General features: G+C 48.4%; 1 protein-coding gene. It reads left to right on the plus strand.

All coding sequences use genetic code 11. From position 1 onward, the window contains the following. A partial coding sequence (locus AC25JC_RS17360; protein ID WP_031970244.1) for an IS66 family transposase occupies window positions 1–370 on the plus strand: 370 nt, incomplete at its 5' end. Window positions 371–382: the final 12 nt, after the last annotated feature.

The raw sequence follows: 382 nt of genomic DNA on the forward strand, positions 1-382 counted from the left end.
ATATGAATGGCTCAACCAACATCATCTGACAGTGCCATCGAGTTCTCCCACCGCCAAGGCCATCAATTACACTCTGAAGCGTTGGCCAGCTTTAAGCCGCTATCTGGATGATGGCAATCTACCGATATGCAACAATTGGGTCGAGAATCAGATGCGTCCCTGGGCGTTGGGGCGCAAGAACTGGCTGTTTGCAGGTTCGCTGCGCAGTGGTCAGCGAGCGGCAAACATCATGACGTTAATCCAGTCAGCAAAGCTGAATGGCTTGGATCCGTATGCCTATTTAAGTGATGTGCTGAAAAGGTTACCGACACACAAAGTGACCCAAATTGAAGAATTGCTGCCGCACTGCTGGAAACCTAAATCGAATTAAAAAATAGGTATG

The organism is Acinetobacter sp. P37 (assembly GCF_057480965.1).